Raw genomic sequence first — 22,032 nt, 5'->3', positions numbered from 1 at the left:
CCCCGCGACCGTGCCCCCGCGGTGCACAACCACCCGTTCGCCCCGCACACCCTCCGCCCTTCGGCCTCCGCCGACGCACCCGGCCGGCGGACCGCGGCAGCATCCGCGCGCCCCGTCTGGCCGCGCGCCGCACGAGTCGACGCAGGCACGCGCGGCGACCGACCCCCGCCAGCGGCATCGCCGGTCCGCCGCACGGCCGGCCCCCGGTGCTTTCTCGCCGGGCAGGCGGACGGCCGCCCCCCCGGGGTTCTCCTGGGGCGGTGCCCCACAAACAGGGCAGCGGCCGTGACCAGGGGATAGGCGGCCCCGCCCCCAGGTGGCCCCTCCGGGTGACCGAACGGGGGCGGGTGACGCGACGCCGGGGCGCCCGCCGCCCGGACGGGCCCGCGGCAGCACACACTCGCCGTATGAGCACCGGCGACCAGCGGACCGCGGCCACCTTGCTGCGGATGTACGGGCGGACGTACGCCGAGGAGGCGGGCATCCGGCTGCGGGACACCCCGCAGCCGCTGTACCGGCTCCTGGTACTGGCCTGCCTGCTCAGCGCGCGGATCCGCGCGTCCGTGGCGGTCGAGGCCGCGCGCTGCCTGGCCGAGGCCGGGATGAAGGATCCGCGGCGGATGTCGGAGGCGACCTGGCAGCAGCGGGTGGACGCGCTGGGCAAGGGCGGCTACCGCCGTTACGACGAGCGCACGGCCACCCAGCTCGGCGACGGCGCGCGCCTCCTCCTGGACCGCTACCGCGGTGACGTCCGGCGGATGCGCGAGGCAGCGGACGGCGACGCGGGGCGGCTGCGGAAGCTGCTCCAAGAGCTCCCGGGGCTCGGCCCGGCCGGCGCGGACATCTTCCTGCGGGAGGTCCAGGGCGTGTGGCCGCAGGTCCACCCGTGCTTCGACGGCAAGGCCGCGGAGGGAGCCGCACACCTGGGGCTGCCGCGCGGATCCGGCGCGCTGGCACGGCTGGTCAGCCGTCAGGACGCACCCGCGTTCGCCGCCGCCCTGGTGCGGGCCGCGCTGGACAAGGAGATCGCAGACGAGGTGAAGGAAGCGGTACGCGAGGGGAACTGACCAGCCCCCGAAGGACGGCGACGGCGGCCCGGTGCCACCGCGGCCCGGCCGGCCCGTGCCACCGGTACAGCGGTCTTGGCGAAGCCGCGCCCGCGGCGGCACGCGGCCGGCGCCCGGCGGACGTCCCGGCCTTCGTCCCTGCCTTGCGGGAGGCCATGTCCGGTCGTTTCCCGTCCCGTTCAGCACTCACCGTGCCCCACCCGCGGCGGCCCACCGCGGGACCGGGGCCGCCGATCGGGGGCCGGGGGGCTCAGCTCCTGCCCAGCACCTTGCGCATCGCGTCACGGGCGCGGTCCGCCACGGCGGCCGGCGGGCCGAGCACGGCGTTCTTGGCAGCGGATCCCGTCCCCGGGTGCGGGCGGGTCGGCGCGACGGCCTCCGCCGCGCGCACGGCCTTGGCCAGCGTCCGGAGCCGGGCGGGATCGCCGGCCTCCAGCAGCCGGGTGAACTCGTACGTCTCCTCGGCCCGCGCGTGGGCGCGCACGGCCTCGCGCAGGGAGGTGAACTCCTCGACGAAGGCGGGCCCGTCGGGGTCCAGGCCCTCCAGGCGCTTGAGCGACCGCTTGGCCGCGTCCTCCTCCTTGAGCCGGTCCGCCACCACGTGCTCGCCGCCTTCCGCGGCCCGCCGGGCATAGGGGTGGACGACCTCCTCCTCGGCGGTCTCGTGCACCGCGAGCAGGTGGACGAGATGCCGGAAGGCATGCCGCCGCTCCTCGCCGGTGCGCTCCAGTACCTCGTCGAGCAGCGTCCGGATCTCCTGGTGCTGACCCGTCAGCAGGGCCACGACGTCATCGCTCTCCGGCCGTTGGCCGGCAGTGTCCGGGTACCCCATGGGTGTCCTCCTCGGGGATGTCGGTCGTATGTGTCGGCACGTGTGTGCGGCTACCCCGGAACACGCCCCCGACACAGCGCATCGGCGCTGGTCCGGATGGAGCACGGACCGAAGGCCCCTGGAGAGCGGGTGTGCCAGCTTGGCGGGGGTGACCGGCACGGCCGCGAGCCGTACGGACCGGAGGGACGCTGAACGCCATGCACAAGATGTACGAGGTGTACGAGGTCTACAGGCAAAGGACCCCGCCCGTCCCGGTACCGCCCGAACCCACACCGTCACCCGGCACCGGGCCGGGCCCCGCACCGCCCCCGCGCCCGGGCCCCGGCCACCCGGACCCCGTGACCCCGCGACCACCGCGGCCCGAACCCGGGCCGCCCCCGCCACCACCCCCACCCGGCCCCGACCCCTGGCCCGAACCCACCCCACCCCCCGGCCCGGGCCCCCACCCCGAACCGGCCACCCGCACCCCGCGCGAAGCCGCCGCCGGCACAGCCGGGCAGCCCACGCCCGTTCACGACGTCGAGCAGGCTCACCGCGGGTGACGCGCCGCAGGGGGCCCGTACCTCCCCGCGCACCGCCACCGAACCGGTCAGCGGCCGCCGGCTCCCGGCCGACGAACACCTCCCGGCAGCCACGAACCCCCGTGGCGCCCCGAAGCCGACCCCGCGGCCGTCGACGCGATCGGCCACGAGATGGACATGGGCGACCTTGGCGGCATGCACTTCTTCGTCTGCCCCGCCTGCCCCGGCATGCCCTACGCCCACCGCTTCGACTGCCGAACGACGCCACGCCCGTGCATTTCTGATTAGAAAACCGCATCATCAATGCGAGTGACGTATCCCGTGCAGGTAGGGTGGGGCCATGGGATTGGGTCTGGAGGAATCGCTGCGGCTGACCGTGGCCGCGCTGATGCAGGCGACGGGGGAGTCGCAGCGGGCGGTCGCCGCCGTGCTGGGGCTGACGCAGACACAGATCTCGCGCCGGCAGGCGGGAGCCACCTCGTGGAGCCTGCGTGACGCCGACGTGCTCGCCGCGCACTACCAGATCGCCGCGCTGGACCTGCTCGCGGGCCCGACCCGGGCGTGCGAGGCACTGCCCGCCGCCCGCCGCCGCGGCACCCCCGCGCAGAAGGGCCGCTCCGGTGAGTGACTTCGACGCGATCGACTCGCTGCTCGCCGCCGTCGGCCCGCAGGCCGCGCTCCCGGCACCGGAGCGGCGGCGTGAGCTGCGCGAGTACGCCCGCTTGTCGAAGGCTCAGGTCGCCCGGGCTCTGGGCGTGAGCCCGAGCACGGTCGCCGGATGGGAGAAGGACCGGGACCCCGCCGACGAGACCCGCACCAAGTACGCCTACCTGCTGGACGGCCTGGCCGCGAAGCTCGTTGCCGAGACCGCACCGGAAACCGCCCCCGGACCCGAGGCCGCACCCACCGACGAACCACCCGCCCCACCGGCCGGCGAGGCCCCGGCCCTGACCGACGCCCCCTCACCGGGGCCCGCCGGCCCCGTGGAAAGCGGCGACGACGTGGAAACCCTCACCACCCCGGAGCCGTGCGTACTGTGCGGCCACCCGGCCAGGCACCAGGTGGAGGGTTTCGCCCAGCACCTGGACCCGGCCGACTGCCGGACCGCAGCCACCACCGCCACGCCGCCCGCCAACCCCGCCACGACGCCCGTACGGCCCGCCGCCCCTGAGACGGGAAAGCCCCCGGCGCGCCCGTCCGGGCGTTCCCAGGGGCCGGCCCGCCGCGCGTTCCAGGAAGCCGCCGGGCCCGCCGACCTGATCCGCGAGTCCGTCCAGGGCGCGCTCGCCGAGCACCACGGCGACGTCGACGCCGCGACCGCCGCTCTGCTGAAGCGGGCGATCCCGGACGCGATGCGGCTGCTGGACGAGACCCGCAAGGGCGCCCGCTACGACATCGTCGCCCACCCCTGGATCCCCGACGTCCTCCGCAAGCAGACCTCCCGCGGCCCGGACCAGATCTGGGAAGCACGCCCCAAGTGGACCCGCCACGACCTGCCGCCGGGCCGGCACGAGGTCACCGCCCTCGACATCAACGGCGCCTACCTCTCCGCCCTCAAGACCCACCTCCCCCTCGGCCAGCTGGAGCACTCCACCGGCCTCACCCACGACCGCCGCCGCGCCGGCGTCCACCTCATCACCCCACCCGCGTGGGAGCACGAAGCGATCCTGCCCAACCCGGTCGGCAACCGGGACGAGCCGGGCCCGCTGTGGGTCACCGAACCCACCCTGCGCCTCCTGCTGCGCCTGTCGGGTCCGAGGTACGGGCTGTGCGCCCCGCCGGAGGTCCACGAGTCGTACACCTCCGGGGCGACGGAGAACCTGCTGGAGAAGTTCCGCATCGCGCTCAAGGACGCCCGCGACACCGCGATCGAGCGGGACGACGAGGTGACACTCGAATACGTGAAGGCGATGTACTCCAAGTTCGTCTCCACGATGGGGGAGTCGAACTACAACCGGGAGCTCTACCGCCCGGACTGGATGCACATCATCCGCTCCCAGGCGTTCGCGAACCTGTGGCTGAAGGCCCTCAAGGCCCACGACGAGGGCCTCACGGTCGTCCGCGCGATGGGCACCGACGAGCTCCACGTCATCGGCGACTGGCGGCGTGTCTTCCCCGAAGGCCGCGGCGTTACCGAAGTCAAGGTCAAGGACACCTACACCGCCGGCACCGCGGGGGAGGGGGAGGAGTAGTGCCGCAGGAGAACATCGAATTCGGGAAGTTCGGCGCCCGGGGCATCAAGGGCAGCGAGGCCGTCGCCCGCAAGCTCGACGAACTCGCGGGCGGTATCGCCACCCCCGTCACCGCCAAGCGCGGCCTGACCGCGCGCCTGCACTACCTGACGAAGTCGGCCAAGAGCCGTCAGGCCGCCAGGAACGCCGGCCTGACGGTCACCGACCGGACCCTGAAGGCGTGGCTGGAGGGCAGGCGCCGCCCGACGAAGGCCAACCTGGAGCGCATCGACGCCGCCTACCGGGCGGTGCGCCGCCAGAACGTCGCCCGGCACCTCCTCAAGCGCCTCAACGCCAACGGCGGGACACGGGTGGAGATCCACCCCTTCAACCAGTCCCAGGTCCCCCGCCCGCTCCAGCGGGTCGTGGAGTACCGCACCATGAACATCCGCCGCTGGGACAAGATCGTCATCCCCTGGGCGGCGGGCGACCACCCGGCCCTCGACACCGCCTGGACCACCGATGTCCTCCCGGACCTCGGCAGCCAGTGGGGCCAGTACGAGTACGTCACCAACATCGGCTTCGCCGCGTAGAACCCCCGCGCCACGCCCGCCCACGACGGCGGCAGCCGGTGCTCAGCCCCCTCTCGCCCGCAAGAAGCGCCTCACCCGAGCGGAAAGTGGTCTCCGGTACCCGCCGCGATGGCGTACGGTGGGGACTACCGACGCGGGGTGGAGCAGCTCGGTAGCTCGCTGGGCTCATAACCCAGAGGTCGCAGGTTCAAATCCTGTCCCCGCTACTGCTGGAGCAGGGCCCGGATCCGGACGGATCCGGGCCCTGCCGCATTTCCGGCCGCATGAAGCCACCCACGCCTCCGCGGACCGCTCCCGCCCAGCCGTCAGGACAGCCCCCCACCGCCTTCCCGCCCGCCCGCGGCCGCCCCGCTCATGACGGGCCCCTCCACCGCGCGTTCGGTCTTGGCCCAGTGCCTGCGCCGGGCGAGGATCTGCCACACAGCGCACCAACCGGCCGCGAAACCGAGGTACATGCACACCATCACGGCGGGGGACCAGCAGACCGCCTTCCACAACGGCAGATCGTCGGTGCGGCGCCAGTACAGCACCATCGACACCAGGTAGGCGGCCAACGGCAGCGACTGCCAGGCCAGGACGTTCAGCCACACCGCGCCGTGCACCAGGCGGGGCATCCCGGCATCGTCCCCGCACCACGCGCGCGCGAGCGCGTAGTTCTGGACGAGGGAGGCGGGAAGGGTGACGAGGTACGGGACGAGCAGGTAGCCGGTGAGCTCGACGCGGCCCGCCAGGCCGACCGAGGGCCGGGCCCACAGTTCCGGCAGGCGCCTGATGGCGCTCATGTGGCCGTGGTACCAGCGGGTGCGCTGACGCAGCAGGCGCCGCGGGCAGGTCAGCCCCTGCTGGGAGACGAAGGCCGTGGTGGTGGAGGTGACCGTCCAGCCCCGGGCCGCGAGGCTGATGCCCAGGTCGAGGTCCTCGGTCAGGGAGTCCGACCAGGGGCACGGCCCGACGCTGTCGAGGGCGGAGAGCCGGCTGAACTGACCGTTGCCGCCCATGCTCACCGTGCCCGTGGCGATCCGGCCGAACTGGGTCAGCGCGCTCAGCGCCCAGAACTCGAGATCCTGCAACCGCAACGCCCAGCGATGTCTGCCGCGGATGCGCACCGCCAGCTGGGCCCCGCCCACCGCCGGGTCCAGGAACCGCTCCGTCACCCGGCTCGCGGCGCCCGGCGTCATCCGCCCGTCGGCGTCCAGCACACACACCAGCACCCTCCCCGGGTCCAGGCCCTCCCTCCTGGCGTGCTCGCGCACCGTGCGCAGCCCGGCGTTGAGGGCGGCGCCCTTGCCCCGCCGGGCGGCGTCCTGCGGACCAGCGTGAGACGGCCACCGCCCACGGCGCGCGCGAGGCGGGCGGTGGCGTCGTCACTGCCGTCGTCGACGACGATCCGCACCCCCGGCTGCCCTTCGAGCAGGCAGCGCAGCGTGTTGGCGATGACACGCTCCTCGTTCAGGCACGGAACCAGGACGAAGACGCTCCAGCCGGCCGGCAGCGCGACCGGCCGCCGCCCCCGCGCCGGCCTCAGCTGCCCGCGCAGGGAACCGTCGGCGCGGCGGGCGAGGACGACGCCCAGGACGAGAAGCGAGACGTTGTAGACGCCGGTGAACACGGCGATGACGACGGCGGCATACCGGGTGATCGTGTCCAGTACGGCCACGGCGAGCCTCCCGCGGGTGCCCGGCCCCGGAGCAAGACCCCAAGCGGCACCCCCTTTTCACCACTCTCGCCCCACCTTTCGGGGCTACCCGGACGCGGCACCGGATCCACCCCGGCCCCTACGCCTCCGGGGGCCGACAGCCACCCCCCGACGCACTCGGACACCCCCCGGCGCACAATGCGCGCCCCAGCCACAGCGGCCCATGCCCACGCGTCCCACGACACCACCGGCCGTACGGATGAACCCTCCCGCCCCTGCGCCACTCACCGGCCGGCACCGGCCGCCCGCTGCCCATCGCCTTCACGGAGGGCCCGGGCCGGTACGTCCCGTCCCGGGTTCCCCCTGGGCTCCCGGGACGTGGGGTACGTCCGGGGCGGCTCCCTCAGGCCAAGGGCCGGGCCCCTCAGGCGAGGGGCCCGGCCCTTTTTCCGTCCGGTGGCCGGTCAGACGCGGTCGGCCGCGATCAGGACGTACTGGAAGGAGCCGTCCTTGTACGAGTTGATGAACGCCTCCTCGATGCCGGTGACCAGCGAAGACGTGGCCCGCAGCTCCCAGTAGGGCAGGGCCGCGGGCGTCAGGTCGATGACGGCCTGCGGTACGAGACGGTTGTCGGCCATGGCGCGCAGGTACTCCCGGCGGGAGTGGATGTTGCACTCGAAGTGCGCGTTGATCTGGGAGATCCGCTTGGAGGGCTGGCCGTAACGCGGGTTCCAGCAACCGGTGATGGTCACGTAGCGGCCGCCGACCGCGAGGATGCGGGAGTGCTCGGCGAAGAGGTCGTGCAGGTCGACGTACATGCTCGACTCGTTGTTCCACGAGGCCGCGGCCTGCCCGGTCTCGAAGGGCGTGCTGAGCATGTTGCACACGCGGGCGTGGACGTGGTCCTCGATGCCCAGTTCGCCGGCGCGCCGGTTGGCGAAGTCGGCCTGCTTGGCCGACAGGGTGACGCCCTCGACGTGGCAGCCGAAGCGCTGGTGAGCCATGACCATCGAACCGCCGCGGCCGCAGCCGGCGTCCACGAGGGTGTCCTCGCGCTGGATCGCGCCGAGGTGGTCCAGGAGGAGCTCGGCCTGCGCCGACTCCAGGCGGTGGAGCTCGGCGATCAGTTTCTTCTCGTACTCGCTGTCCTCGCTGTCCCCGAGGGCGGCCCGGTCGATGTCGCCGATGCCGTAGTGGTGGTGGTAGAGGCCGTCGACATCGCCGAGCCGCAGGTTCACGGGCCTGGCCTCGTGGTCCCAGTAACGGGCGATGTCCCCCTGATAGGGCGTCGCCGGGGCGGGGATGAACACGGGGGCGGCGGGAGCGACGTGGTTGGTGCTGGTCACGGATACGTACCGTCCTTACCAGAAATCGGGCAGGCTGTAGCGATAGGTGTTGGTCTGGTGCCAGTAGTGGTTGCCGTCGACCCACACGGCCACTCCCCGCAGGAAGCGCAGCACGCTCGGGACGGGGCAGGCCGCGGCCAGCGCGGCGGCCTCGGCTTCGAAGTCGCGCATGAGGCTGTTGTGGACCTCGACCGCCTTCAGGTAGGCATCCCGCTCGGAGAGGCCCTCCCGTTCGGCGATCACCACGGGCAGGTTCAAGTGACGGCCGGGACTGGCGAGTTCCTTGGTGTAGGAGTACAGGTCGTTGACGATGGTGGTGGCGTTCCCGGCGAGCGCGATGACCCGCTGCATGTCGGGCTGAGCGTGCAGGTCGGCGGGGAGTTCGTAGCCGCCGACGGTGTCGGTGATGGTGGGGCAGGGGCGGAAGTTGTTGAACTGCCGCATCGCCAGGTACTCCCACACCTCGGGCATGTACTCCGTCTGGGCCCAGGCCGCCTCGGCGAGGTACCCCATGTGCAGACGGGCCATGTCGTGCCGGAACCGGTCGGCCTGGGACGGGCTGGACTGACGGAGCAGGTACTCCATGGCGGAGCGGTAGGCACGCCGCGGCGCGTCCGCGTGGAGCGACTGCGCCCACTGCGGCTGGTACTCCTGCGTGGTGTGGAGGGCGTCGAGGGCGGTGTGCGCCAGCAGCAGGCGTCCGCCGAGGCCGATGGGCGAGCCGCCGTGGTCCTCGCAGTAGCAGTCGTCGACCGCGTTCTCGGCGACCATCAGCCGGGTGGCGAGCATCAGGTGGTCGACGGTGGGAGCGTCCGGGTGGCAGGCCACCATGTAGCGCCCGACGGAGAAGCCGTCGAACTGGTCCTCCCACTCCTCGGGGTACAGCTCGACCTCGTCCAGCGCCCAGGCCTTGATCCGGCGGCTGACCTCCTCCACCCGTACGGGGTCGGGCTCGGCGACCGGGTGGTGGTAGAGGCCCGGGATCGGATTGCCCGCCTTTGGCGTCTCTGCCGCCTCCGGCGCCTCGGGCACGGGCGGCGCGGGCTCCTCGCGCCGGGCCAGGTGCAGGCCCGCCGTGCCCAGACCGCTGGGCCCGCGCAGGATCCGTTCCAGCACAGGGCTAGGCCGCCCCACCGCCGCGGTGCTCTCCCGTACCTGCTCGGAGGCCGGTACGTCACCCGGGCCGTCCTCGGGCGCGGCCACGGCCTCCGCGCCGGGGGCGGCGAGGAAGGGCAGGACGGTCAGGGAAGGCGGGCCGGGCGGCCGGGCGCCGTCGGCGGCCGGCAGGCTCGACGGCGGAGGGGAAGGCCTGGGATCGGGCATCCGTAGCTCCTTGACTCCTCGGTGACGCGGGGTGATCCCGGGCACGCCCGGTCGGGCGGGCGCGGCCGGGCTGTCATGGCCGTCGCGCAGGTCCTCGGGGCGGACTCACCGTGGCGGCAGGGCGGCCGCGGACGGCCGGCGCCCCCGGGCCGGGCGGCCCGGGCGGCTCCAGCCGCGCGTTCGGACCGGTGCCAACGCTCACAGGTGTGCTCTCCTTCGTAGGGGCGGCGATCGGCGTAAGTACGCGTCACTGGCGAAAGAGGATAAAAGCGGGTGAATGCCCGGCAATCCGTCCAGATCCTGGCTGGGGAACAGTAACGGCCCTACGCCCAGCAGCCCCTGAAAAACCATAAATATTACCCCGATGCAGTGACCTTGCCCCGCCCGGCGTTTGCCCGGGCGACCCACGGCATTCGCACCTGTTCGAAAGCGCGCCCTACGGGTGAACCGGGCTGGCCCCGGGAACGCCCGGCAGCTGTTCTCCAGGATCAACGGACGGTATGCCTCCCTGCCCCGGTGCGACAGAGGCCAGGGGACGGCCGGGAGACGGAGCAGCTCCTGTCGCCGCCTGGGGGTTCATCCCGCGCTGACCGTGCCGTGCAACGGCCGGCCCCGAGCACCCCGGGCATCGGTAGAACGACCGATGCGCCGGAAAGATCTTGGAACCTACCTTGGCCGCATGCGCTCACCCAACACACCCAAGCCGATCAAGACCGGCGACACCCTCGAGATCACACGCACCCTGGCCCGCGCCTTCGCGGACGACCCGATGATGCTGTGGCTCTTCCCCGACGAGGAAGGGCGCGCGGACCGTCTCGCCCAGTGGTTCGACGTCATGCTCACGCACAAGTACGCCCCCCTCGGCCACTGCGAACGCACCGACGCCGCAGCCGCCTTCTGGACACCGCCCGGCACCGTCGAGCAGCACCCCGACGAGGAGACGCTGGCCCGCATCAACGGGCTGCTGGGCGAGAACATGGCCCGGCTGGGAGAAATGCTGGAACTGGTCGGCAAGGAAACCCCCCAGGAACCCCACTGGTACCTCGCGGTGCTCGGCGCCGACCCGGCGGCCCAGGGCAACGGCCATGGCGCCGCCCTCCTCCTCTCGGGCCTGGCCAAGGCGGACGCGGCCGGACTGCCCACCCACCTCGAATCGTCGAAGGAGACCAACATCGGCTTCTACGAGCGGTTCGGGTTCACCGTGCGCGGCGAGATCCACGTCCCCGGGGGCGGCCCGACCCTGTGGTCGATGTGGCGGGAGGCACGCTGACCACGTGATGCCGCACCTCGCGCCGGCGGCCCCCGCCACCTCGGCCGGGAGGCTCCAGCCCCTCTCCCCGGCCGGTCACCGGCGAGCCCCTTGTTCGCCCCAGTGATCAACGTCGTCGTGCTCGTCCATGTACCTTTCGGACCGCGCGGGCCGCTCGTGCGGCCCTGCCACGCGCTCCGCTGCCCCGAAACGGACCGCCCTACCGGTCACCGGGGCGCGCTCACCGGCCACGCTGGACACCAACGTGGACAGGGAGTGTCCTAGATGCCCGTTCCCCTTGCCCTGTCACCGGTTTGGGCGGCACCCTCGGCCCAGGACATAGCCCGGCACAAAAACCCTTGGCGCCCGGTACACCCGCCCTCCTAGAGTGAGCGGCGTCCAGGTGCGAAGACGGGACCTACTTCGACTCTCAATCGGGAGGCCGCGGGTTCGAATCCCGCCACCGGCACACAGGCCGGTGTAGCTCAGGGGACAGAGCACCTTGTCGGTTCCGTCGCTGTGAACTCTGGACACATAAGCTTCACGCACCTCCCGGTGCGCGGGCCACGGCTACTTCGATGTGTTCGAATCCATGCCGTGGCCACTTTGAACTCGGGAGGCGCGGCACCGGGGCGTCCGGTGCGCAGGTGACGGTTACTTCCTGGAACGGCCGGTCGCGGGTTCGAATCCCGTCCCAGCTACGGCTGGTGTAGCTCAGTCAGGCAGAGCAGCTGTCTGTACCGTCGCCGACCCTTGTGATCTCGGACGCCCCTGTGCCGTGCTTCCCCGGACGAATTCGGGGGAATTCACCATGGCACGCTTCAACACCCGGGCCCCCAAGGCGGCCGGGCCCGTCTCGCCCGTGACCACGGCCGGGCGCACCCGCACCCACCTCGGCGGCAAGGGGCACACGCGCGACGACCGCTCCGAGCTGTTCCTGCTCGCGGTCGCCAACTTCGTCTCCCAGCAGACCTACCACGAGAGCGGCACCGGCCGTGACGACCGGTTCGCGGCGCTCGTGCGCAAGCTCGCCGTCGAGGATCCGGCCTGGACCGCCGGCCTCCTGGCGTGGCTGCGCGGCGACGGCCGGATGCGCACCGCCTCCCTCGTCGGCGCCGCCGAATACGTCAAGGCCCGCCTCGACGCCGGCACCACCGAAGGCCCCGCCAACCGCCAGGTCGTCGACTCCGTACTGCGCCGCGCGGACGAGCCCGGCGAGATGCTGGCCTACTGGACCTCCGCCTACGGCCGGAACGTACCCAAGCCCGTCAAGCGCGGCATCGCCGACGCCGTCAAGCGCCTGTACACCGGCCGCAACCTCCTGAAGTACGACACCACCTCCAAGGGCTACCGCTTCGGCGACGTCCTCAACCTCGTCCACCTCACCCCCGACCCGGACAAGCCGTGGCAGGGACCGCTGTTCCAGTACGCCCTGGACCGCCGCCACAACCCGGACACCGCCACCCCGCCCGCCGCCGACCGCACCCTCACCGCGCACCGCGCGCTGATGACCATGCCCGTGGCGGAGCGGCGGGCCGTGGTCACCGGCGCCGGCGGCGCCGAGCGGCTCGCCGCGGCGGGCATGACCTGGGAGGCGCTGGCCGGGTGGCTGCAAGGCCCGATGGACGCGGCGGCCTGGGAAGCCGTCATCCCCTCCATGGGCACCATGGCCCTGGTCCGCAACCTGCGGAACTTCGACGAGGCCGGAGTGTCCGACCAGGCGGCCCAGCAGGTGGCCGCCCGGATCGCCGACCCCGAGGAGGTCGCCCGCTCCCGGCAGTTCCCCTTCCGCTACCTGGCCGCCTACCAGCACGCCCCCTCGCTGCGCTGGGCCTACCCGCTGGAGCGGGCCCTGGCCCACTCGCTGGAGAACGTGCCCCGCCTGCCCGGCCGGACCCTGGTCCTGGTCGACCGCTCGGGCTCCATGTGGTCACCGCTGTCCGACCGTTCCCAGCTCAACCGCGCGGACGCCGCCGCCATCTTCGGCACGGCCGTCGCGATGCGCGCCGCCGACGCCGACCTCGTCGAGTTCGGCACCACCAGCGCCCCCGTGACCTACCGCGCGGGCGAGTCCGTCCTGAAGGTGCTCGAGCGGTTCGGGAGCCTCGGCGGCACCGACACCACCGAGGCGGTACGCCGGCACTACCGCGGCCACGACCGGGTCCTGATCGTCACCGACGAACAGGCCTCCTACCACCGCGCGGGCGACCCGACCGAGCAGGTCCCGGCCCGCATCCCGGTCTACACCTGGAACCTGGCCGGCTACCGCCCCGGCCACGGCCCGTCGGGATCCGCCGACCGGCACACCTTCGGCGGCCTCACCGACGCGGCGTTCCGCATGGTGCCGCTGCTGGAAAGCGGCCGGGACGCCCACTGGCCCTGGGAGGACTGAGCGTGGGAACCGGCGGCCCCCGCGATCCGGCTACAGCGGGCGGTACAGACCCTCCGGCCACAGCCGGGCGGCACAGACCTCACCACGACCCCCGCGACCTGGTTTCCCCCCTGCGCCGGATGCCGGGCCGCGGCGGCGAAAGGCGTCTGGCGGACCGGCGCGCTCGAACGGAGGCGGGCCCGGTCCGTCGCGGCGGTGCCGTGCCCCACGCCCTCGCCGCGCACCCGTCGTGACGGGTACGCCCGCTCACCGGGCCGGGGCTTTGCCCGGCTGGTCGTGGGTCGAGCAGTGGATGCCGCCGCCACCGGCGGCGATGGTGTCGATGGTCACCGGCACGACGTCACGGCCGGGGAAGTGTTCCTTGAGGATCCCGCGGGCCCGGTCGTCGGCGCGTTTGTCGCCGAACTCCGGCATGAACACGGCGTCGTTGGCCACGTAGAAGTTGGCGTACGTGGAGACGAAGTCGTCCCCGGTGCCGGTGATCCGGCCGGGGTCGGGCTGCGGCAGGTCGATGACCTCCAGGCGTTTCCCGCGGGCGTCGGTGGCCTTGGCCAGGACGGACCTGGCCTGGTCGGCGGAGCGTGACCAGACGTCGGCGGGGGAGCCGGGGAACGCCTTGTCCAGCAGCACCACACCGGGTGCGGTGAACCGTACGAGGCTGTCGACGTGCGCGTCGGTGATGTCCTGGCCGCGCACTCCGGCGAGCCAGATCACCTTCTTGACGCCCAGGGCCCGCTTGAGCTCGGTCTCGACCGTCTCCCGGCTCTTGCCGGGGTTGCGGTTGTCGTTGACGACCGAGCTCTCGGTGACCAGCAGGGTGCCCTGGCCGTCGGTCTCGAAGCTGCCGCCCTCGGCGACGAGCGGGGCGGTGCTGCGCGGGATCTTGTACTTCGGCAGCAGGGCGCGCCCGACCGCGGCGTCGCTGTCGTGTTTCTTCTGCTTGTTTCCCCAGCCGTTGAAGTTGAAGTCGACGCCCACGACCTGGCCGGACTCCTCGACGAAGACGGGGACGGTGTCGCGGGCCCACAGGTCGTCCACCGGGAGCGGGATCACCTCCACCTGGGAGCCGCAGGCCCGCTGGGCGGCGTCCTGCTGGCCGGGCCGGGCGAGCATCACGACGTGCTCGTACTCCGCGACGGCCCGGGCCACCCGTGCGATGTCCTCCCGCACATAGCCCAGGTCCAGGCTCCAGACCCGCCGCAGGGCGGGCCAGGACATGAAAGTACGCGCGTGGCTCTCCCACTCGGCCGGGAACCGGCGGCCGGCACCCGGCGGGGAGGCCGGGCGGGCGGAAGCGGCGGGGCCGGACCGCGGCGGGTCCTGCGACCGGCAGGCCGCCAGGGCCCCGGCGGCGAGCGCGCCGGCACCGGCGAAGGCGCGCAGGGCGGTACGGCGGGACAGGAAGTGGGGGGACAAGGCGACTCCAGTGCCGAGGCGAACAGTGAAGGTTCCGTGCCGCGTGGCCGCTCGGCCGCGGCTCGCGCAGGGCGACAGCCCCGTTACCGAGAGCGGCGGAGAGGGGGTCCGCCGGCGCTCCCGGCATTTCCTGACTGAAATTTCAGTCAGGAATGGAAGGTAACATGAGGTGCGAGCAGTGGCGTGGCCCGTGAAACCGAACCCCCGGAAGTGAGTGCATGTCCCGTCGTCGTACCGTCATCCTGGAGGCCGCCGCCCGAGCCGTCGCCCAGCGCGGCATCAGGGGCCTGCGCGTGGAGGAACTCGCCGAGGACGCCGGCGTGTCGACCTCGCTGATCTACTACCACTTCCAGGACCGGGCCGGCCTGCTCACGCACACCCTGGAGTTCATCAGCACCCGCGCCGAGCAGTACACCGAACCCGCCACGGACCCCGAGACCGACCCCCGCGGCCACCTCGAGGAGATGCTGCTGCTGGAACTCCAGGACACCCCGGTCGTCATCGAGAACAGCACCGCCTGGGGCGAGCTCCGCGCCACCGCCGTCTTCCAGCCCGAACTCCGCGAACACCTGCACACCGCCACCGCGCGCTGGACCGACTACGCGGCCGACCTCATCGACCGCGCCCAGCGGCACGGCAGCGTCCCGCCCGGGACCTCCGCGGAAGACGCGGCCGACCGCCTCACCGCCCTCGTCGAGGGCCTCAGCAAACGCTGGCTCAGCGGCACCCTCCCCCTGGACCGCGCCCGGGAACTCCTGCGCGGCGCCCTCACCGCCGAACTCGGACCCCGCCCGTGAACCGGCCGTAGCCCCTCGGCCGACCGGCTCCGGCAGCCCGCCCTCCCGCTGGCCGGTATCGCCGCCAACTCCCCTTACGCCGCAGGTGGTTGAGAGAGGAAGGTGTCCACAGCGGCGGCGAACTCATCGGGAGCGTCGCGCTGCACGACGTGCCCGGCCGGAAGTTCGACCAGCTGCGCCTGACCGGCCCGGCGGGCGACCATTTCCCGGGCATGGTCCTGCGCCAGCACAACGCTGTCCGTTCCCCGGACCAGCAGCGTCGGACAGGTCACCGACTCCCAGTCGCTCCAGTGGTCACCCGTGAGGGCCTTGTGGGACAGCACCGTGTGAGCGATGTCGAACGAGAACCCCCAGCCGTCGTCGAACCGGCGGAAGGAACACTCGAGATAGGGCGCCGTCGGGCCGATGGCCGCGACCAGTTCCTGACGGGACCGCGCACGGCGAGGCAACCGCGCGGCCAGCGACCAGTCGGCGTCCACCACGGCGCCGACGTCCTCGACGACCAGAGCGGTGACCCGGCCCGCGTGCCGGGCGGCGTACTGATAGGCGTTCACACCGCCCAGGGAATGACCGAGAACCGCCACCGGACCAAGTCCCAGATGGTGATGGAAAGCCGCGATGTCAGCGACGTAATCGGCCCGGTGATAGCTCTGGGCGCGGTCGGACTCACCATGCCCACGCTGGTCCAGAGCGATCACTCGCCACCGCGGCGCCAGCGCCTCGGCCAGCGGAGCGAACACCGACGCCTCGTTGTAATGCCCGTGAAACGCCAGCACCGGAAGCCCCGGACCGCCGAAGTCCAGGAACGACAACCGCCGCTGATCAACTGTGAAGAACTCACGCATAACGCGCATGCTAGCTCCGGCACGCAGACGCCGACCGGCCCTGCGGCCACTGGGCACGGTACGGGCCGGCAGGGCGGCTCGCCTGCGGGGCGGGCCGGGCGAGGACGGCCGTCGCGCCGAGGGCGAGCGAGGCGCCGGCGGTGCCCAGCACCACTCGCCCCGGAAAAGGAGGCGTGCTGTCTGCGGCAGAGGTGACACCATGCGGTGGCATGGCAGATGACAGCACCGGTACGTTTCAGGCGGGCCAAACGGGACTCATCGTCAGGATCCCGGAGGCGGAGCCGGCCGTCCGCGGGTGGCGTGAACGCCACGCCCCCTCCGCCCGGGCCGGGGTTCCCGCACATGTCACCGTGCTCTTCCCGTTCCTCGACGAGAGCCGGACAGATCCGCGCGTCCGCTCCGCCCTCGCAGAGGTGCTGGGAAGTCACCGGGCCTTTGACCTGCGGTTCGAGAGATGCGGACGGCTCCCGGGGGTGCTGTATCTCGTACCCGACCCCGACACGCGGTTGCGGCATCTCACGGAAGCGATCGCTGATCGTTGGCCTGAGGCCCCGCCATACGGTGGCCGGTTCGCCGAGATCGTTCCTCACCTGACCATCGCTCAAGGCCAGGAAGACGCCGTCCTGGAGAAGATCGAGGCCGACCTCGCCGACAAGCTCCCCTTCGTCTCCCGCGTCTCGTCGGTGGAGCTCATGGTGTACGACGGCACGACGTGGCATGAACGGGCGTCGTTCGCGCTCGGAGCATGAACAGGGGCACACCGGACCCGCGACCGGCGTGGACGCCGTCCCCGCCGGCGACGTCTACCGGCTGGACGGCAACGAGAACCTCACCCGCCGGCACGACGGCCCCGGCCTCCTGGAATGCGGCCCCGACGACTGCCTCGTGGCAGGCATGCCACGGCCCGGCACCGTACTCCGGCCCGGCGCCGTCCCCGCCTGGCTCGCGGCGCCCCGGCCACTCACCACCGCCGACGGCAAGAATCTCACCCCCTACGGCCGCCGTCTGGCCGACGCCGTACGACGCCTCCCCCGCGCCACCCCGGTCGCGACCCCGTAGCGGCCCGCCACACCACCGCACGTACCGCCAGGGATGAGCGCGCACGGTACGGCGCAACGCCGGGTGCGGTGCCTCATGCGACCGGCCGGCGGGTCGCAAGGGGCGAGGAGGAGTTCGCCGGTCTCCAGCCCGGGGAACCGCTTGCCGACGCTGCGATCATTGCCGCATGGCCGACGCGCGACTTCCCGCAGGGTGGACCCTTCAGCAGATCCGTGACGTGTCCGGTGACCGGGAGGCCGTCCCGCTTCACACCGGCCGGACCGTCAGGTGGTACGACTCCCCAGAGGCTGCCGGCGAGGTGATACGCCCCGCGATCGTCCTGGGGTTCCACACCTTGTGCCTGGTGCAGTCCGCCGACGACACGGACTGGTACATGGGCAGCCTCAACGATGACGGCAGCATCATCTGCTGGTCGAACTACGGCGAAAACCTATTCGAGGCGTTGCGTGGTTTGTGATGCCCGGCCGCGGGCGACCCGGTCCGCCCCGGACCTGGACGACGAGGACGGGAAGTACGGCCTGTCAGTGGCACAGGGAACACACCCGGCAGGCCGGCCTCATGCCACCGCACCGGCAGTACGGAGCGCCGCAGCCGATCACCGAGGCCGGCCACCGCCACGACCGCGCGGGGGAGACCACCGCCTACGGGAGAAGACGCACGCCCGGTTCCTCCGCCGCGCTCAGCCCTGATGGGACGGTGCCTGGGGCGCCGTCCCATCAGGTGCGGGGCACGAGCCAACGTGGTCCCGCGGGGCCCTGTCCGGTTGTGGTTGGAGCCAGTAGCGAGCCAGGGGCGCGCGCCTTTTGGGGAGGCGCTGGGCGGATCGTCGCAGGAGGGACACGGCGCCAGCAAGCGGGAGTGTGCCAAGGTCGGGTGAAAGCCGGGCCGGAGCGAACCGGAATTTCCCCCACCGGTGGCTGCCGGCGCCGGAACGACTGGTCGGCACGGATCCGCGGGCAAGACCGCCCCCTGGCTTTGGCCAACGCTTCAGGGGCACTTGCCAATTCACGGGCTTGCGGCATCAGGTGACAACCCTGAATCAACGAGGCCGACGCGGTGTGGGCAGGGCCGGAACACTGGCACGATCTGGTCCACCGCGACGGGCGGAGCCAACCGCCCGCGGTACCCCGGTTGGAGCCAGTTGAGTCAGGGCATCCCGCTGCCCTCGAAGAAAGATGCGGGGTGCCCGCGAGCAAGGAGCGGACCGTGTTAACCACACCTCTGCCGGTGACGCACGACAGCACCACCACCCCCAGGGCGATGGGCGCGGCGGACGCCGCCGTCGTCACCGCGATCACCCTCTCGGCCACCCTCCTGGCCGTCACGGGCATGACGGTCACCGACGTACTGATGCTGACCGGCGGCATCGCCGTGATCGCGGTAGCGGCCGTCAGGCTCACCACCGCGGCCCGCCTGGCCCCCCGCGCCCTCCAGCGCGCCGGCAAGGCCCTGCTGGCGCCACCCTCCACCGAGCAGCGGTGAGCGGCGGCACCACGGTGCCGCGCAAGGGACGGCCCATGAAACCCCTGCCCGACCACCGGCTCGGCCGACTGGCCGGCGCGCTGCGCCAAGCACGGCTGCGCAAAGGGATGAGCCGCGAACAGGCCGCAGCGCTCATCCACGTGTCCGTCTCCACCATCCAGCGCGCCGAGGCGGGCCGGACCCGCCCCACCTGGCCGGTGACCCACGCCCTCACCGACGCCCTGGGGGCGGACCTCACCGAGGCGGAGATCCTGTGGAAGAGGGCAGGCGGCCCCCCACGCGGCACCACGCCCACGCAGGCACCGAGGCTGAGCCTCGTACGGAACGCGGCGGACCTGGCGGCCGTCCTGGTACGCGCCTACGAGGAGGACGGGCGGCCCTCGCTGCGGACGATGGAGAAGCGGGCACAGCGAACCGCCTCCCAGTTCGGCCGCATGGGCCGGATGACGGCCTGGCGCGTCATCCACCGCACCTACCTGCCGCGGTCGGCCGGGCAGTTGCAGGCGTTCCTCACCGCCTGCAAGATCCCACCGCACGACTTCTGGCAATGGACACTCGCCTTCGCACGGGTCCAGGCCCACGAGGAGTCGGTGAAGAGGAACAGACCCCGCTCCGGCACCTCCACCCCGACCCCGGAGCGCCTCCGGCTCACCGCGGAAGCGGCCAAGGCGGACATGCGGCGCGCCGGCCTCATCCCCCTGGACCCCTACCCCGGAGCGCAGAACCCCTGGGCCGCCGAGTGCGCGAAGTGCGGCTCGCTCAGCCGCTTCCGCTTCAGCGCGGTACGCAAAGGCCGTGGCTGCCGCGTCTGCGCGACAGGACAGGAGGCCGCCTAGCCCGGACCCTGCCCCGGCAGCCGCTGTCGTTGTTCCGGAGACCGGCCGGCGCTCGGAGACCGGCAGAGGCCCGGGCGAAGAGGACGTGCACGACTGCCGGCAGAGCAACAGCGTGCGGAGGGCGTATGGGGAGCGTACGGGTGAGGGTGTGACACACCACGCATCAGTGCGCCGGCTGCCGGACGTTCGCCCGATCACCATACGGACAGACACCTTCCGGATCTCTGGCGCGGGTGACGCCCCGACCGCCCGGGATCAGGCGCCCGCCGCGGTGACGCACTTCCACAGGGAAGGCCCAGCCATGAACCGGTTCCACCGCGCCTTAGGGCGTGTCCGACAAGGCGTACAGCTCCCGCCGCAAACCCCGCTGTCTGCGGCGTCGGCAGATCAAGCACACTGTCCCGGAGCCGGAGAATCAGCGGGCCGACCGACGACGCCGTGGAAGCGAGGGCGGTCGGCCCACCGGGTTCGACAAGTCGGTCTGCAAGCGCCGGAATGAAGTAGAGCGACTGATCAGTAAGCTGAAAACGAACCGGGCTGTGGCGACACGCTTCGATAAGCGGGCTTACGTTTTCCACGGCACCGTGACGGTCGCTTCCCTCCGCCTCCGGCTACGTCGGTAACCTGCGGTTCAGCCGTTCATGAAACGGGACTCGGTGCGACGGGGAGGCCGCGGAGAAGCGTACGTCCGCGAGAGTGGGCAGCGGTGGTTCAGCGGCACAGGGCCGATGCCACGGTCTTCTGGAGGTGTTCCACGGCTTCGTTGGTCGTGATCTCCAGGGTCATCGTGACGCTCGCGGCGCGGCCGTCGTCGGTGGCCGCGGTCCAAGTCCCGTAGCCGGGGATGGTGCCGCTGTGGGCCCAGGCGACGCGCTTGCGGCCTTGGTCGTCGTTGCACGGCAGCGGCATCGTGATGATTCCCAGCCCGGCGTTGTGGTCCGGGTCGTTCTCCCTCATCCGCACGGTGGTGCGCATCGCGTCGAGCTGGGGCTTGTCGAGGAGACGGCCGCCCAGCAGCGCGGAAAAGAAGGCGTTCAGGTCGGAGTTGGTGGAGACCATCGCGCCTGCCGCCCAGGACGCGGAGGGGTCGATCTCGGTGACATCGCGTACAGCGCCGGGCTGGTCCTGGCGGTAGCCCTGGGGGTGGCGCTCCCGGATGGTCGTCTCACCGGGGGCGGGGAAATACGTATGGCGCAGCCCGACGCGCTGGATGACGCGCCTGGTGACCTCCTCGGCGAAGGGCCGTCCGGTGACCTTCTCCACGATCAGCCCGGCCAGCAGGTAGTTCGTGCTGCTGTATCTCCACTTCCCCTTCGCTCCCGGTGTGAAGGCGGCTTCGTGCCGGAGGGCGATGTCCAGGGCGGTGCGGGGTGAGACGTAGCGGCGTTCCAGGATGTCGCTGGTGACGTCCTCTTCGTAGTCGGGAAGTCCGCTGGTGTGCTGAAGGAGCTGACGCACCGTGATCTGGTGTCCGTCGATCCCCTTCCCGCGCACGAGCCCCGGCAGGTGCTTTTCCACCTTGTCGTCCAGGCCGATCTTGCCTTCGCCGACCAGTTGCAGCACGACCACCGCAGTGAACGTCTTGCTCACGCTACCGATCCGCACCTGGCCGTCCCGGGGCACCTTCGCGTGCGTGTCACGGTCCCCTTCCCCCTCGGTATAGGAGCGGACGCGCCCGGCACCATCCCGCACGCTCGCCAGCGCGCCTGGCGCGCCGTCGGAGTGCACCAGTGTCTCCAGTCCCTGTCGCACAGGGTCTGGACCCGCGGCGGTTGCGGGTACCGCCACCCCGGCGGTGACGGCGGTGGCCAAGGCAAGGGCGGTGAGCGCGAGGCGTTTACGCACGGAGGTTCCTCCAGAACATCATCGACGGACCTTGGAAACAAGATCAACTCTGCTGTGCGCGGCCACCGTTGCCTATCAGTAATCCCCCTGACCGAACCCCTGGTTCACCCCTGAGAGACCGCCCGCCCGCAACCGGCACCACATGAGGACCCCATATCGATTCACGACTCACCGGACACGCCCTAGCCGTCCAGGGGCGGCTCAGCACGAGGCGCCGGGTGGGAGAGCCCGGGGCCTCCTCGTGAATTCCCACCCACGCCTTCGAACCGTGGGGTCGATGTGTCAGATGCCTCGGCGGCGTCGGACGACGGCGCACGCCGAGAGGCTCCTGATCCGGGAGCGAGACCGACCGGACTTCACCGTCATCGCCGCCGGCACCTGCCACCAGGCCCACCCCGCACAGGCCGCCCGAGAGACCGCAACGCTGCCGAGCCGCACCTCGCCCCAGTACCGCGGAACCGCGGCATGCAGTATCCGCGCCCCACCGAATGCGCCCGCGTGCGCACCCCCGCGCTTCCACCGGGCGCGATCCGGCGCTTGTCAACGCGGTCGTTGTTCGCTGGAATGCGCCTGACGGGGACGCCGCACACCGACTACCGCGACGTGAGAGGTGTGAGATACC

Annotated in this window: 20 protein-coding genes, 1 tRNA gene and 1 pseudogene; 14 read left to right on the top strand and 8 right to left on the bottom strand. The window is 72.1% G+C overall.

Going from position 1 to position 22,032, the window contains the following annotated elements; genetic code table 11:
• The first annotated feature begins 407 nt into the window (after window positions 1–407).
• Window positions 408–1,067: an endonuclease gene (locus SMD11_RS00305; protein WP_087924466.1), complete on the top strand. Its 660-nt coding sequence runs from the start codon at window positions 408–410 to the stop codon at window positions 1,065–1,067.
• A 250-nt stretch (window positions 1,068–1,317) separates the two neighbouring features.
• On the opposite strand, the gene SMD11_RS00300 is transcribed toward SMD11_RS00305, so the two are convergent.
• A complete protein-coding gene (locus SMD11_RS00300; protein ID WP_087924465.1) occupies window positions 1,318–1,899 on the bottom strand; it encodes a hemerythrin domain-containing protein in 582 nt (193 codons plus the stop codon).
• Between the two features lie 861 nt (window positions 1,900–2,760).
• On the opposite strand from SMD11_RS00300, the gene SMD11_RS00295 reads away from it, so the two are divergent.
• The 4 genes from SMD11_RS00295 to SMD11_RS00280 all read left to right on the top strand — a co-directional run bounded on the left by SMD11_RS00295 (window position 2,761) and on the right by SMD11_RS00280 (window position 5,390).
• Complete coding sequence (locus tag SMD11_RS00295) at window positions 2,761–3,048, top strand: acyltransferase (RefSeq protein WP_087924464.1); 288 nt, start codon at window positions 2,761–2,763, stop codon at window positions 3,046–3,048.
• Window positions 3,041–4,612 carry a helix-turn-helix transcriptional regulator gene (locus SMD11_RS00290; RefSeq protein WP_087924463.1) on the top strand — a complete coding sequence of 524 codons (1,572 nt, stop codon included), beginning with the start codon at window positions 3,041–3,043 and terminating at the stop codon, window positions 4,610–4,612. Before SMD11_RS00295 ends, SMD11_RS00290 begins: the two co-directional genes overlap by 8 nt.
• Window positions 4,612–5,184 (top strand): transcriptional regulator, encoded by a 573-nt coding sequence (locus SMD11_RS00285; protein ID WP_087924462.1) that lies wholly within the window; start codon window positions 4,612–4,614, stop codon window positions 5,182–5,184. Before SMD11_RS00290 ends, SMD11_RS00285 begins: the two co-directional genes overlap by 1 nt.
• Before the next feature lie 132 nt (window positions 5,185–5,316).
• Window positions 5,317–5,390, top strand: a tRNA-Met gene (locus tag SMD11_RS00280).
• Between the two features lie 99 nt (window positions 5,391–5,489).
• On the opposite strand, the gene SMD11_RS00275 is transcribed toward SMD11_RS00280, so the two are convergent.
• From SMD11_RS00275 to SMD11_RS00260, 4 genes are all read right to left on the bottom strand, one after another.
• The gene (locus SMD11_RS00275; protein ID WP_234365815.1) at window positions 5,490–6,437 is read right to left on the bottom strand and encodes a glycosyltransferase family 2 protein; all 948 of its coding nucleotides are present in this window, start codon (window positions 6,435–6,437) and stop codon (window positions 5,490–5,492) included.
• Window positions 6,359–6,841 carry a glycosyltransferase gene (locus tag SMD11_RS00270; protein ID WP_087924460.1) on the bottom strand — a complete coding sequence of 161 codons (483 nt, stop codon included), beginning with the start codon at window positions 6,839–6,841 and terminating at the stop codon, window positions 6,359–6,361. The genes SMD11_RS00275 and SMD11_RS00270 overlap by 79 nt, the downstream gene beginning before the upstream one ends.
• Before the next feature lie 443 nt (window positions 6,842–7,284).
• Complete coding sequence (locus SMD11_RS00265) at window positions 7,285–8,166, bottom strand: geranyl diphosphate 2-C-methyltransferase (protein WP_087924459.1); 882 nt, start codon at window positions 8,164–8,166, stop codon at window positions 7,285–7,287.
• Between the two features lie 15 nt (window positions 8,167–8,181).
• Window positions 8,182–9,489, bottom strand: coding sequence for a family 2 encapsulin nanocompartment cargo protein terpene cyclase (locus tag SMD11_RS00260; RefSeq protein WP_087924458.1), 1,308 nt, complete (start codon window positions 9,487–9,489; stop codon window positions 8,182–8,184).
• A 679-nt stretch (window positions 9,490–10,168) separates the two neighbouring features.
• Here SMD11_RS00260 and SMD11_RS00255 point away from each other — a divergent pair.
• Both SMD11_RS00255 and SMD11_RS00250 read left to right on the top strand, forming a co-directional pair.
• The gene (locus tag SMD11_RS00255; protein WP_087924457.1) at window positions 10,169–10,759 is read left to right on the top strand and encodes a GNAT family N-acetyltransferase; all 591 of its coding nucleotides are present in this window, start codon (window positions 10,169–10,171) and stop codon (window positions 10,757–10,759) included.
• 790 nt (window positions 10,760–11,549) lie between these two features.
• Window positions 11,550–13,130 (top strand): TROVE domain-containing protein, encoded by a 1,581-nt coding sequence (locus tag SMD11_RS00250; RefSeq protein ID WP_087924456.1) that lies wholly within the window; start codon window positions 11,550–11,552, stop codon window positions 13,128–13,130.
• Between the two features lie 246 nt (window positions 13,131–13,376).
• Here the strand turns inward: SMD11_RS00250 and SMD11_RS00245 are convergent, their stop codons facing one another.
• Window positions 13,377–14,546, bottom strand: coding sequence for an agmatine deiminase family protein (locus tag SMD11_RS00245; RefSeq protein ID WP_234365814.1), 1,170 nt, complete (start codon window positions 14,544–14,546; stop codon window positions 13,377–13,379).
• A 218-nt stretch (window positions 14,547–14,764) separates the two neighbouring features.
• Here SMD11_RS00245 and SMD11_RS00240 point away from each other — a divergent pair, with 218 nt between their 5' ends.
• Entirely contained in the window at window positions 14,765–15,343 is a 579-nt protein-coding gene (locus tag SMD11_RS00240; RefSeq protein ID WP_087924455.1) for a TetR/AcrR family transcriptional regulator, read from the top strand.
• Between the two features lie 74 nt (window positions 15,344–15,417).
• Here the strand turns inward: SMD11_RS00240 and SMD11_RS00235 are convergent, their stop codons facing one another.
• The gene (locus tag SMD11_RS00235) at window positions 15,418–16,188 is read right to left on the bottom strand and encodes an alpha/beta hydrolase (protein WP_324614669.1); all 771 of its coding nucleotides are present in this window, start codon (window positions 16,186–16,188) and stop codon (window positions 15,418–15,420) included.
• A gap of 173 nt (window positions 16,189–16,361) precedes the next feature.
• Between SMD11_RS00235 and SMD11_RS00230 the strand changes: the two genes are divergently transcribed.
• From SMD11_RS00230 to SMD11_RS00210, 6 genes and pseudogenes are all read left to right on the top strand, one after another.
• Window positions 16,362–16,937, top strand: coding sequence for a 2'-5' RNA ligase family protein (locus SMD11_RS00230; protein WP_324614668.1), 576 nt, complete (start codon window positions 16,362–16,364; stop codon window positions 16,935–16,937).
• A gap of 28 nt (window positions 16,938–16,965) precedes the next feature.
• On the top strand, window positions 16,966–17,247 hold the full coding sequence (locus SMD11_RS00225; RefSeq protein ID WP_087924452.1) for a hypothetical protein: 282 nt from the start codon (window positions 16,966–16,968) through the stop codon (window positions 17,245–17,247).
• 166 nt (window positions 17,248–17,413) lie between these two features.
• Complete coding sequence (locus tag SMD11_RS00220; protein WP_087924451.1) at window positions 17,414–17,704, top strand: hypothetical protein; 291 nt, start codon at window positions 17,414–17,416, stop codon at window positions 17,702–17,704.
• A gap of 749 nt (window positions 17,705–18,453) precedes the next feature.
• Window positions 18,454–18,729 (top strand): hypothetical protein, encoded by a 276-nt coding sequence (locus tag SMD11_RS35180; RefSeq protein WP_159395150.1) that lies wholly within the window; start codon window positions 18,454–18,456, stop codon window positions 18,727–18,729.
• 35 nt (window positions 18,730–18,764) lie between these two features.
• Entirely contained in the window at window positions 18,765–19,565 is an 801-nt protein-coding gene (locus SMD11_RS00215) for a helix-turn-helix domain-containing protein (RefSeq protein ID WP_159395149.1), read from the top strand.
• 335 nt (window positions 19,566–19,900) lie between these two features.
• Window positions 19,901–20,188 (top strand): annotated as a pseudogene (locus tag SMD11_RS00210) (IS5/IS1182 family transposase); the annotation flags it as partial.
• 88 nt (window positions 20,189–20,276) lie between these two features.
• Here SMD11_RS00210 and SMD11_RS00205 read toward each other — a convergent pair.
• Complete coding sequence (locus tag SMD11_RS00205; protein WP_418952397.1) at window positions 20,277–21,317, bottom strand: serine hydrolase domain-containing protein; 1,041 nt, start codon at window positions 21,315–21,317, stop codon at window positions 20,277–20,279.
• Window positions 21,318–22,032 lie beyond the last annotated feature (715 nt).

Source organism: Streptomyces albireticuli (genome assembly GCF_002192455.1).
Classification (GTDB): domain Bacteria; phylum Actinomycetota; class Actinomycetes; order Streptomycetales; family Streptomycetaceae; genus Streptomyces; species Streptomyces albireticuli_B.
The sequence above is the reverse complement of the archived record's forward strand: the minus strand, read 5'-3'. Positions and strand labels throughout refer to the sequence as shown.

Excerpts from the sequence above, each read along its gene's own strand:
- SMD11_RS00305 (WP_087924466.1), top strand. The coding sequence starts at position 408 with ATGAGCACCGGCGACCAGCGGACCGCGGCCACCTTGCTGCGGATGTAC.
- SMD11_RS00300 (WP_087924465.1), bottom strand. The coding sequence starts at position 1,899 with ATGGGGTACCCGGACACTGCCGGCCAACGGCCGGAGAGCGATGACGTC.
- SMD11_RS00295 (WP_087924464.1), top strand. The coding sequence starts at position 2,761 with ATGGGATTGGGTCTGGAGGAATCGCTGCGGCTGACCGTGGCCGCGCTG.
- SMD11_RS00260 (WP_087924458.1), bottom strand. The coding sequence starts at position 9,489 with ATGCCCGATCCCAGGCCTTCCCCTCCGCCGTCGAGCCTGCCGGCCGCC.
- SMD11_RS00255 (WP_087924457.1), top strand. The coding sequence starts at position 10,169 with ATGCGCTCACCCAACACACCCAAGCCGATCAAGACCGGCGACACCCTC.
- SMD11_RS00250 (WP_087924456.1), top strand. The coding sequence starts at position 11,550 with ATGGCACGCTTCAACACCCGGGCCCCCAAGGCGGCCGGGCCCGTCTCG.
- SMD11_RS00240 (WP_087924455.1), top strand. The coding sequence starts at position 14,765 with ATGTCCCGTCGTCGTACCGTCATCCTGGAGGCCGCCGCCCGAGCCGTC.
- SMD11_RS00235 (WP_324614669.1), bottom strand. The coding sequence starts at position 16,188 with ATGCGTGAGTTCTTCACAGTTGATCAGCGGCGGTTGTCGTTCCTGGAC.
- SMD11_RS00220 (WP_087924451.1), top strand. The coding sequence starts at position 17,414 with ATGGCCGACGCGCGACTTCCCGCAGGGTGGACCCTTCAGCAGATCCGT.
- SMD11_RS00215 (WP_159395149.1), top strand. The coding sequence starts at position 18,765 with ATGAAACCCCTGCCCGACCACCGGCTCGGCCGACTGGCCGGCGCGCTG.